The following is a 10,946-nucleotide window of genomic DNA, read 5'->3' on the forward strand; positions in this document are numbered from 1 at the left end:
GGCCCGGGGAAACCCGGACCGGCCGCAGGCTGGTGTCTATCGGTTACTTGCCGAGGAACTTCTCGAAGCCCTTGGGAAGGTTCAGCGAGGAGGGATCAAAGTCCCCTCCCTGCTGTCCGAAGGCCGAACCGGTGGGCAGTGCCTTTGCCGCACCCGCACGCCGTGCCTCGGCCTCGGCGCGCTCCTGCGCAGCCTTTGCCGGGTTGCCGGAGCGGGCTTTCTTCTTGCCCTTGGCAGCCTGCTGCTTCTTGCGCGAGCCGCCAAAGCCGCCCGGGCCGGCCATTCCGGGCATGCCCGGGATGCCGCCGCCGGCTGCCATTTTCTTCATCATCTTCTGTGCCTGGGTGAAGCGCTCCAGCAGGGCATTCACCTCGGAAACGTGGACGCCGGAGCCGCGGGCAATGCGCGCACGGCGGGAGCCGTTGATGATCTTCGGGGCTACCCGCTCGTGCGGGGTCATGGAGCGGACCATCGCCTCGACGCGGTCGATTTCACGCTCGTCGAAGTTCTCCAGCTGCTCGCGCATGCCGGCGGCGCCGGGCATCATCATCAGCATCTTCTTCATGGAGCCCATGTTGCGCAGCTGCTGCATCTGGGCCAGGAAGTCTTCAAAGGTGAAGTCTTCCTGGTCGACGAACTTCTTGGCCATGCGGGCCGCTTCGTCCTTGTCCCAGGACTTTTCCGCCTGCTCAATGAGCGTGAGGATGTCGCCCATGTCCAGGATGCGGCTGGCCATGCGGTCCGGGTGGAAGACTTCGAAGTCCTTCAGTCCCTCACCGGTGGAGGCGAACATGACCGGCTTGCCGGTCACCGAGGCGACGGACAGCGCGGCGCCGCCGCGGGCATCGCCGTCGAGCTTGGTGAGCACCACACCGGTGAAGTTCACGCCTTCGTTGAAGGCCTGCGCCGTTGCGACGGCGTCCTGGCCAATCATGGCGTCGATGACGAAGAGGACTTCATCCGGGGTGACGGCCGCGCGGATATCCGCGGCCTGCTGCATCAGTTCCGCGTCCACGCCCAGGCGGCCGGCGGTGTCCACGATGACGATGTCATGGAGTTTGGTGCGTGCTTCTTCAACGCCCTGGCGTGCGACGGCGACCGGGTCGCCGGTGGCTGCCTCGAACTCGGAACTGACGCCGGGGTGCGGAGCGTAAACCGGCACACCGGCACGTTCGCCGTTGACCTGGAGCTGCTTAACCGCGTTCGGACGCTGGAGGTCCGCGGCGACCAGCAGGGGACTGTGGCCCTGGTCCTTGAGGTAGCGGGAGAGCTTGCCGGCCAGCGTGGTCTTACCGGCACCCTGGAGGCCCGCGAGCATGATGACCGTGGGCGGGTTCTTGGCCAGGTTCAAGCGGCGGGTCTGGCCGCCCAGGATCCCCACGAGTTCCTCGTTGACGATCTTGACGACCTGCTGGCCCGGATTCAGGGCCTGGGAGACCTCGGAACCGAGCGCGCGTTCCTTAACGGAAGCGGTGAAGGCGCGAACCACGGGAACGGCGACGTCCGCATCGAGCAGTGCACGCCGGATTTCCCGCACTGTGGCATCGACGTCGGCTTCGCTCAGACGTCCCTTGCCACGCAGGTTCTTGAACGTGGAAGTCAACCGGTCAGACAGTGAATTGAACACGCGCTGCGCACTTCTTTCGTCGGGTAGTTCGCCATGTTTGCCAGGCCCAGCTGTTAAGGGTACCAAGCGCAGGTGGTTAATGGCCTCACGGACGCCATGCCGGCCTCCGCCGCCCGGGCGGGTCCGGAAACGATCCGCAGCACCCGCGGCAGGACGCACGAGGCCGCCCGGCCGGATGCTGTCCAGCCGGGCGGCCCTGTTAGGAGATGCCCTTTGTGCGTGTAGTACCGGCTAGAGTGCCGAATCGCCCCGCTCGCCCGTCCGGACGCGCAGTGCCTCCTCCACATTGGTCACCCACACCTTGCCGTCACCGGCGCGGCCGGTGTTGGCGGTGGAGACCAGCACGTCAACGATGTCGCTGACCCATTCGTTTGCGGCCAGGACTTCCACCCTCAGCTTCGGCAGCAGGTCAACCGTGTATTCGGCGCCCCGGTAGACCTCGGTGTGCCCGCGCTGGCGGCCGTAGCCGCTGGCCTGGCTGACGGTCAGCCCCTGGACTCCATAGCTCTCCAGGGCGCCGCGGATGGAGTCGAACTTTTCCGGCCGGACAATTGCGGTTACGAGTTTCATGAGTTGACGCTCTCCTTCACGGGGACGGTGGTGTGCTCGGCTGCCGGGCGGAAGGAACCGCCGACGCCGATGCCGCCCAGTTCGTAGGCGGTCTCAGCGTGCTCGCTGAGGTCCACGCCGTTGATTTCCTGCTCCTCGGTGACCCGGAAGCCCATGGTCTTGTGAATAGCCAGGCCGATGATGAGGGTCATGACGGCGGAGAAGACAACCGCGACCACGGTCGCCACGATCTGCGCACCGAGCTGCGCGAAACCGCCGCCGTAGAGGAGGCCGCCGCCTTCGCCGTCGACGGGCAGGGCAATGAAGCCCAGGGCCACGGTGCCAACCAGGCCTGCCACCAGGTGGACGCCGACGACGTCAAGCGAATCGTCGTAGCCGAGCTTGTACTTCAGTCCCACGGCCAGGGCGGCCAGGATGCCGGAGACCAGGCCGAGCCCGAGTGCGCCGAGCGGGGAAACGCTGGCGCAGGCCGGGGTGATGGCAACGAGGCCGGCGACGATGCCCGAGGCTGCGCCGAGGGACGTGGGGCGGCCGTCGCGGACACGCTCGGTAATCAGCCAGCCAACCATCGCGGCTGCGGGAGCGGCGAGGGTGTTGACCCAGATCAGGCCTGCTTCCTCGGCGGTGCCGGCGGCGCCTCCGTTGAAACCGAACCAGCCGAACCAGAGCATTGCGGCGCCGAGCATGACGAACGGGATGTTGTGCGGGCGGTGGCTCGGGTCGGAGCCGAAGCCGCGGCGCTTGCCGATGATCAGCGCGAGGACCAGGGCGGCTACGCCGGCGTTGATGTGGACTACGGTGCCGCCGGCGAAGTCGATGGCCTCACCCACGACGGAGCCGATCGCCCCTTCTTCGCCAAGCAGGCCCCCGCCCCAGACCATGAAGGCCAGGGGGCAGTAGACCAGGGTCACCCACACGGGAACGAACACGGCCCAGGCTCCGAACTTGGCGCGGTCTGCGATCGCACCGCTGATCAGTGCCACCGTGATGATCGCGAACGTTGCGCCGAAGCCGGCGCCGATCATGTCCTCGGTGCCGATCAGGTCTTCCAGCGCGAATGACGCGAACGGGTTCCCGAAGAGCCCGGCAATGCCGTCGCCGCCGCTCATGGAGAAGCCCCAGAGGACCCAGACCACGCCGACGAGTCCAATGGAAACGAAGCTCATCATCATCATGTTCAGGGCTGCCTTCGCCCTGGTCATGCCACCGTAAAAGAATGCCAAACCGGGTGTCATGAGCAGCACGAGTGCCGCCGATACCATCACCCAGACGTGACCTGCGGTCAGATCCATCTCCATGTCCTTCCACGCTTTGCGGGCATCTCCCGCGCTAGGAAGAACATTGCCGGGGCGAAGTTTCGTTATTCAGCCGGTGGTATTGCCGGTACATTACAAACTTCCGCGCCGGGTAAAAGTGCGGTGTCCGGAGTGTTTCGGGAACGTTACCTGCCCCAGTGAACCCGCCGTGAGTGTTGCCGAGGGGCTTGCCGGGACACGGCTACATCGAGTCGGCCAAACGCAAGAGGGCTCCCGCACCGGTATCGGTGCGGGAGCCCTCTTGCGTTCAGCGGGGAACTAGGACAGCAGCGCGTCCACGAAGCCTTCGGCGTCGAACGGCGCGAGGTCATCCGGGCCTTCACCGAGTCCCACCAGCTTCACCGGCACACCCAGGGTGCGCTGGATGGCGACGACGATTCCGCCCTTGGCGGTGCCGTCCAGTTTGGTGAGCACAATGCCGGTAATGTTCACGACCTCCGCGAAGACCTTCGCCTGGGTCAGGCCGTTCTGTCCGGTTGTGGCATCCAGGACCAGCAGCACCTCGTCAACTTCGGCCTGCTTCTCCACCACGCGCTTGACCTTGCCAAGCTCGTCCATCAAGCCAACCTTGTTCTGCAGGCGGCCCGCGGTGTCGATGAGCACCGTATCCACTTCACCGTCAATGCCGGCCTTCACGGCTTCGAACGCGACCGACGCCGGGTCCGCGCCGTCGACGTCGGAGCGCACCGTGGGCACGCCAACCCGCTGGCCCCACGTGGCGAGCTGCTCGGCGGCGGCGGCACGGAAGGTGTCTGCCGCACCGAGCAGGACGTCCTTGTCCTCGGCAACCAGCACGCGGGCGAGCTTGCCGACGGTTGTGGTCTTGCCGACGCCGTTGACGCCGACAACCATGACGACCGCAGGCTTGTCTGCGTGCCGGTCGACGGCCAGGGAGCGGTCCATGGACGGATCCACGAGCTTGATCAGTTCCTCCCGCAGCATGGCGTGGACTTCCTGGGGATCGCGGCTGCCGGAGATCCGGACCCGCTCGCGCAGGGCGTCAACCAGTTCGGTGGTCGGTTCGGTGCCGAGGTCCGCCAGCAGCAGGGTTTCCTCTATCTCGTCCCAGACGTCTTCGTCGATCTTGTCGCTTGAAAGCAGCGCGAGCAGCGCCTTGCCCAGGGCGTTGTTGGACTTTGCCAGCCGGGCACGCAGCCGGGCCAGGCGGCCCTGGACCGGTTCGGGTGTCTCCAGGGAGGGCGCCTGGGACTCCGCAGGGGCTTCTTCAAGGTCCCTCAGGTCGTCCGGGACGGTGACCCCTGGCTCTGCTTCCGGCGCGGCAGTTCCGGGACGGTCCAGGACGGAGGTGGAACCGCTGCCGCCCGGCAGGTCGTCCGCGTCACGCTTCGTGGGGTACATGCCCTTGGGTGTGCGGCGCGTGCGGACCAGCAGGGCCGCCAGCGAACCGACAACGGCCAGACCAATGACCACATAGATCACAATTGAAAGAGTCTCATTCACGCTGTCCAGCATGTCACACGGCGCCGCCGGCGGGCACCCGCCGGACAGTGCAGGCGGACCAGCGGCACCGCACCTGAACTCCCGGGAAGTCTGCAAGAATCAAGGAATCATGGCCAGTTCACCCCGGATCGCGATCCCCCGCGAAATCAAAGTCCTCATTGCGGCAGCCTTCCTCATCGCCCTCGGCTTTGGTCTGGTGGCACCGGTACTCCCGCAGTTCGCACAGAGCTTCAACGTAGGCGTTGCAGCCTCCTCGGTGGTGGTGAGCGCCTTCGCCTTCACCCGGTTGATCTTCGCGCCCGCGGGCGGTGCGCTGCTCGAAAAACTCGGCGAGCGCCCGGTGTACGTCATGGGGCTGCTCATCGTGGCTCTGTCCACCGCAGCCTGTGCTTTTGCCGGAAACTACTGGCAGCTGCTGATCTTCCGCGGCCTGGGCGGCATCGGATCCACCATGTTCACGATTTCCGCCATGGCCCTGATCATCAGGCTTGCTCCTCCCGCGATCCGCGGTCGGATCTCCGGCGCCTATGCTTCCTCGTTCCTGCTAGGCAACATCGGCGGTCCGCTGCTCGGCGGCCTGCTGGCCGGCTTTGGCCTGCGTGTCCCCTTCCTGGTGTACGCAGCAGCACTGCTGGTGGCCGCCGTCGTCGTCGCCTATCTGCTGCGCGAGGCCCGCGGCAGTGCCGGTCCGAAGGAGAAACCGGCCGAGCGGGTACACCTGACCGTCCGGGAAGCCCTTTCGGACTCCGCCTACCGTGCAGCAATGGTTTCATCGTTCGCCAACGGCTGGTCATCCTTCGGCGTACGCAACTCACTGCTGCCGCTCTTCGCTGCTGCTGTACTGTCCGCGGGTCCCGAAATTGCCGGCATCTCCCTCACGGCGTTCGCTGCCGGAACGGCCCTGGCCCTGACCTTCTCTGGAAAGCTGGCCGACTCCTGGGGTCGCAAGCCCCTGGTCATCACCGGCCTGGCCATAAACGGAGCCGCTACCGCAGCGATCGGTTTCTCCGGGTCCGTAGCGGCGTTCCTGGTGGTCTCGGCAATAGCCGGAATGGGCACGGGCCTGCTCAATCCTGCCCAGCAGGCCGCGGTGGCCGACGTCGTAGGTTCCGAACGCAGCGGAGGCAAGGTCCTCGCTGCGTTCCAGATGTCCGCGGACACCGGAGCGATCATAGGCCCCATCCTGGCCGGCGTGCTGGCGGACACCCTGGGCTACACCTGGGCGTTCGCGGTGACGGGTGGGACGGCGCTTCTCGCCCTGCTGGTCTGGCTCGCCGCCCGGGAAACGCTGGCTCCGGAGCAGCGCACCGCCAGGCTGCCCCTGAACCGCACTACCATCGAGGAATGAAGCCCTTCCTGCTCCTGGCCACCCGCGCCGAAGACAGCGCTGCCGAGGAGGAGTACCAGTCCTATCTGGACTTCGGGGGCCTCGCCCCGCACCAGCTGCACCGGGTCCGGATGGAAGCCGCTCCCCTGCCCACGATCGACCTGTCCCGGTACAGCGGGATCATCGTCGGCGGCAGCCCGTTCAACTCGTCGGACGCCGAAGAGGGCAAGTCCGCGCTGCAGCTGCGGGTTGAAAAGGAACTGTCCGCCCTGCTGGACACCGTGGTCGCGGAGGATTTTCCGTTCCTGGGTGCCTGCTACGGCGTGGGGACGCTGGGTCGGCACCAGGGCGCCGTCGTCGACCGCACCTACGGTGAGGCGATTGGCGCAGTTCCGGTCACCCTCACCGCCGAGGGACGCCGGGATCCCCTGCTGGACGGGCTGCCGGACACCTTCGATGCGTTCGTGGGCCACAAGGAAGCGGTCTGCTCCCTACCCCCGCACGCCGTGAACCTGGCCGGTTCACCCACCTGCCCGGTTCAGATGTTCCGGGTCCGGCGAAACCTCTACGCCACGCAGTTCCACCCCGAGCTCGACGTCGCCGGCCTGCTGACCCGCATCTCCGTCTACCGCAATGCCGGGTACTTCCCGCCCGGGGAAGCCGACTCGGTGATGGACTCGATCCGCCCGGCCCGGGTCACGGCCCCGCCGCTGATCCTGCGGAACTTCACCGCCCGCTACGCCCGCTAACCGGGCTGCGCGGTGTTCTGCGTAGCCCCGCATCGCCGAGCGAGGAACGAGCGAGGTGTCTAAGGGGCGGCAGAACGCCGTTTCGCCCCCAAGGAAGCGCAGGTTCAGCTGCGCGCCCCCGCCAGCCGCTGGCTGATGACCGCGGAGACGCCGTCGCCGCGCATCGACACCCCATACAGCGCGTCCGCCACTTCCATGGTGCGTTTCTGGTGCGTGATGACGATCAGCTGGGAGGATTCGCGCAGCTCTTCGAAAATGGTGATCAGCCGGCCCAGGTTGGTGTCATCCAGCGCCGCTTCCACCTCGTCCATGACGTAGAAGGGCGAGGGGCGGGCCTTGAAGATGGCTACCAGCAGGGCGACCGCGGTCAGCGAGCGCTCTCCGCCGGAGAGCAGGGACAGCCGTTTGATCTTCTTGCCGGCCGGCCGGGCTTCCACCTCGATGCCGGTCGTCAGCATGTCCTGCGGATCGGTAAGGACCAGCCGGCCCTCGCCGCCGGGGAAAAGCCTGCCGAAGACCCGCTCGAACTGGACGGCAGTGTCATGGAAGGCTGCGGTGAAGACTTCTTCCACCCGCTGGTCCACTTCGCGGATGATGTCCAGCAGGTCCTTGCGGGTGGCCTTGAGGTCTTCAAGCTGGGTGCTGAGGAAGGCGTGCCGCTCCTCGAGTGCCGCGAACTCTTCCAGTGCCAGGGGGTTCACCTTGCCCAGTGCGGACAGGTCCCGCTGGGCACGCTTGAGCCGCTTCTCCTGCTCGGCACGGTTGTAGGGAACACCTTCGGTAACCGGGTTGCCTTCCTCGTCCACCGGCTGATGAAGAGCAGCCCATTTCCCGGATCCGTCCCCGGTCTCAGCAGGAACGGGAACCGGCTGGTCCGGCCCGTATTCGGCAACAAGGTTCTCTGCGGTGATGCCGAGTTCCTCCACGGCCCGGGTTTCCAGCGCTTCGATGCGCAGCCGCTTCTCGGCCCGGAGCAGCTCGTCGCGGTGCACGGAGTCCGTCAGCCTGGCCAGCTCCGCCACGGATTCGGCGTTGGCGGTCCGCACTTCGGCGAGCTCGGCGTCGAACTCCGCCCGGACGGACTCGGCCTGGTCCCGTTCCGCGGCCGCGGCCTCCAGGGACACGTCCGCCCAGCGCCCTGCCTGCAACGCGGCCCGGGCGACCGCCTGCGCACGTGCGGCCTGCGCGGCCCGCACCCGTGCCCGTTCCGCGGCCGCGGCCCGCGCCCGGCGTTCGGCCACGGCGGCCCGTTCCAGGGATTCGGCCCGGGCTGACACAGCGGAGAGCTGTTCCTGTGCCGAGCGCAGGGAGAGCCTCGCATCCATTTCGGCCTGCCGGGCCTGGGCCGCCGCCATAGCCAGGGCATCCCGGCGGTCGGTGGCGGGCTCGGCGGCGTCTTCCGGGCTGTCCTGCGCTGCTGCCAGCCGCTGTGCGGCCTCGGCAAGCTTCTCCTGTTCCGCGGTGAGGTTGGCTTCAGCGGCCTCGGCGAGCCGGGTTAGCCGTTCAGCTTCCCCGGAGGCCGAACGCAGCGCGGAGCCGAGGGCTCCCAGCCGCTCCCCCACGGCGGCCAGGCGGGCATCGGATTCGTGCAGGACGGCGAGCGCGGCATCGGCCCGGGCCCGGGCGGCATCACGTTCGGTCCGCAGCGCTGCGATTGCAAAGCGCGCCTTTTCAGCGCGTGCCGAGGCTTCTTCGAGCCGGTTCTGGGTTTCCTCCACGGCGGCCTGGATCTCGAGCAGCCCCGGCGCCGTGCTCGAACCCCCGGCTGCCGTGAAGGCCGTCAGCACGTCCCCGTCCGCCGTGACCGCCGTCAGCCCGGGGTGCCCTGCGAGCAGGGCCGCTGCACCTTCCAGGGATTCAACGACGACGGCGCAGCGCAGGAGTGCGCCCACGGCCGCCCCGGCGTCCCCGGCTGACTCCACCAGGTCAGCGGCATAGACGCAGCCCTCCGGAAGGGCTACCCGGCTTCCGGCTGGTTCCCCGGCGCCGGGCCCGGATGCCAGGACCAGGTTCACCTGGCCCAGGTCATCGTCCTTGAGGGCCTTCAGCGCCCGGAGCGCGGCTTCGCGGTCACGTACTGCGAGGGATTCGGCTGCCGGTCCCAGCGCAGCACTCACCGCCCGCTCGTAGCCGGAGGTGACGGTCAGCAGGTCCGCGAGGGGGAAGAGCACTCCGTCGAGTTCCGCATTCAGCAGTGCCGCAGATCCGTCGCGCCGGTCCAGCCCCACGGCCAGGGCATCCCGCCGGGCGGTGAGGGTCTCCCGGTCCCGCACGGCCTGCCGTTCTTCTTCGATCAGGTCCGCCAGCCGCGTCTCGGCGTGTTCAAGTTCCTCGGTAGCTTCCTCGTATTCGGCGTCCAGGCCCTCCTCACCCGACTCCGCTCCGGCAGCCTCCTGTTCCAGGGCAGCGAAATCAGCTTCGGCCCGCGCCCGGCGTTCCCCGGCCTGCGCAATTGAACCGCGCAGCCTTCCCAGCTCAGCTTCCGCCGCTTCCACCCGGGACCGCGCGGCGGAAACCGAGCCGGAGAGCCGGGCAAGGCCTTCCCGGCGGTCCGCCGCGGCCCGCAGCAGGCCGGTGAGGCGACGCTCCTCGGAAGCTGCCTCTTCCTCCGCGGCTGACCGGATCTCCACGGCATCCTCGAGCATGCCCTCACGTTCGGAGACCTCGCCGGCCAGCTGCTCGGCCTCGGCCCGTACCCGCTGTGCCTGGGCCTGCAGCTTCTCGGGGTCACGGCCCGGATCCGCGGCCGGCTCTGCGGAGCCAAGCAGGCGCCGCCGTTCCTCGGCCAGGGCCGCCAGGGACCGCAGCCGTTCCCGTGCAGCCGAAAGCGCGTACCAGGCCTCACGTGCTGCGTTGACGCGCGGGGTCGCCTCGGCGGCAAGCCGTTCAAGTTCCGCGAGCCGGGCACCGCGTTCCGCTGCTTCCTGCTCAACCTGCGCCCGCCGGGTGCGCAGGGCTGCCTCTGCTGCCGTGTCTTCTTCGACGGCGGCGGCAAGGGTCACAATGTCATCGGCGAGCAGGCGCGCCCGGGCGTCGCGCACATCCAGCTGGACCTGCTTGGCCCGGCGTGCCACTGCCGCCTGCTTGCCCAGCGGTCCAAGCTGCCGGCGCAGCTCCGTGGTCAGGTCGGTCAGCCGGGCGAGGTTGGCCTGCATCGCATCCAGCTTGCGCACGGTCTTTTCCCGCCGCCGCCGGTGCTTGAGGATTCCCGCCGCTTCCTCAATAAAGCCACGGCGGTCCTCTGCAGAGGCGTGCAGCACTTTGTCCAGCTGCCCCTGCCCCACAATCACATGCATTTCCCGGCCCAGCCCGGAGTCCGAAAGCAGTTCCTGGATGTCCAGCAGGCGGCAGGGCGCACCGTTGACGGCGTACTCCGAGCCGCCGGCCCGGAACAGGGTGCGGGAGATGGTGACTTCCGAGTAGTCGATCGGCAGGGCGCCGTCGGAATTGTCTATGGTGAGTGAGACCTGCGCCCGTCCCAGCGGCGGCCGCCCGGAGGTTCCGGCGAAGATCACGTCCTCCATTTTTCCGCCGCGCAGGGTCTTGGCCCCCTGCTCCCCCATCACCCAGGCCAGGGCGTCCACCACATTGGACTTGCCTGAGCCGTTGGGACCGACGACGGCGGTCACTCCCGGCTCAAACTCGAAGGTGGTGGCCGATGCGAAAGACTTGAATCCACGCATCGTGAGGGTCTTTAAGTGCACTGTCCTCTGTCTCTCGTTTGTGGAAGATTCCCTAAAGCCCGGTGGTGACCCACACTTAAGCGCAGTACTCGCAGAGCGTAATCCGGGATTTCGCGCGTTCCAGGCCTGGCAGGAAAGTAGGCTTCTTAGAGAATCATATGGTTCGACGGCGCCGTTACGGGCTTGACCGGGCCCGGACCGCGATCTTTTTTG

7 protein-coding genes are annotated in these 10,946 nt (G+C 67.6%); 2 read left to right on the forward strand and 5 right to left on the reverse strand.

The window, feature by feature from the left end:
- Positions 1-43: 43 nt before the first annotated feature.
- The 4 genes from ffh to ftsY form a co-directional block, all read right to left on the reverse strand.
- Complete coding sequence (gene ffh / locus ITX31_RS15450; RefSeq protein WP_194784234.1) at positions 44-1,627, reverse strand: signal recognition particle protein; 1,584 nt, start codon at positions 1,625-1,627, stop codon at positions 44-46.
- 231 nt (positions 1,628-1,858) lie between these two features.
- Positions 1,859-2,197, reverse strand: coding sequence for a P-II family nitrogen regulator (locus ITX31_RS15455; RefSeq protein ID WP_091604011.1), 339 nt, complete (start codon positions 2,195-2,197; stop codon positions 1,859-1,861).
- Positions 2,194-3,489, reverse strand: a complete 1,296-nt coding sequence (locus ITX31_RS15460; protein ID WP_194784235.1) for an ammonium transporter — start codon at positions 3,487-3,489, stop codon at positions 2,194-2,196. The genes ITX31_RS15455 and ITX31_RS15460 overlap by 4 nt, the downstream gene beginning before the upstream one ends.
- Before the next feature lie 282 nt (positions 3,490-3,771).
- Positions 3,772-4,974 (reverse strand): signal recognition particle-docking protein FtsY, encoded by a 1,203-nt coding sequence (gene ftsY / locus ITX31_RS15465; protein ID WP_194784236.1) that lies wholly within the window; start codon positions 4,972-4,974, stop codon positions 3,772-3,774.
- A 109-nt stretch (positions 4,975-5,083) separates the two neighbouring features.
- Between ftsY and ITX31_RS15470 the strand changes: the two genes are divergently transcribed.
- A complete protein-coding gene (locus ITX31_RS15470; protein WP_194784237.1) occupies positions 5,084-6,322 on the forward strand; it encodes an MFS transporter in 1,239 nt (412 codons plus the stop codon).
- Positions 6,319-7,050 carry a glutamine amidotransferase gene (locus ITX31_RS15475; RefSeq protein ID WP_194784238.1) on the forward strand — a complete coding sequence of 244 codons (732 nt, stop codon included), beginning with the start codon at positions 6,319-6,321 and terminating at the stop codon, positions 7,048-7,050. Before ITX31_RS15470 ends, ITX31_RS15475 begins: the two co-directional genes overlap by 4 nt.
- A gap of 104 nt (positions 7,051-7,154) precedes the next feature.
- On the opposite strand, the gene smc is transcribed toward ITX31_RS15475, so the two are convergent.
- Positions 7,155-10,754: a chromosome segregation protein SMC gene (gene smc, locus ITX31_RS15480; RefSeq protein WP_194784239.1), complete on the reverse strand. Its 3,600-nt coding sequence runs from the start codon at positions 10,752-10,754 to the stop codon at positions 7,155-7,157.
- Positions 10,755-10,946: the final 192 nt, after the last annotated feature.

It is taken from the genome of Arthrobacter gandavensis, assembly GCF_015355785.1.
GTDB lineage: Bacteria > Actinomycetota > Actinomycetes > Actinomycetales > Micrococcaceae > Arthrobacter_B > Arthrobacter_B gandavensis_A.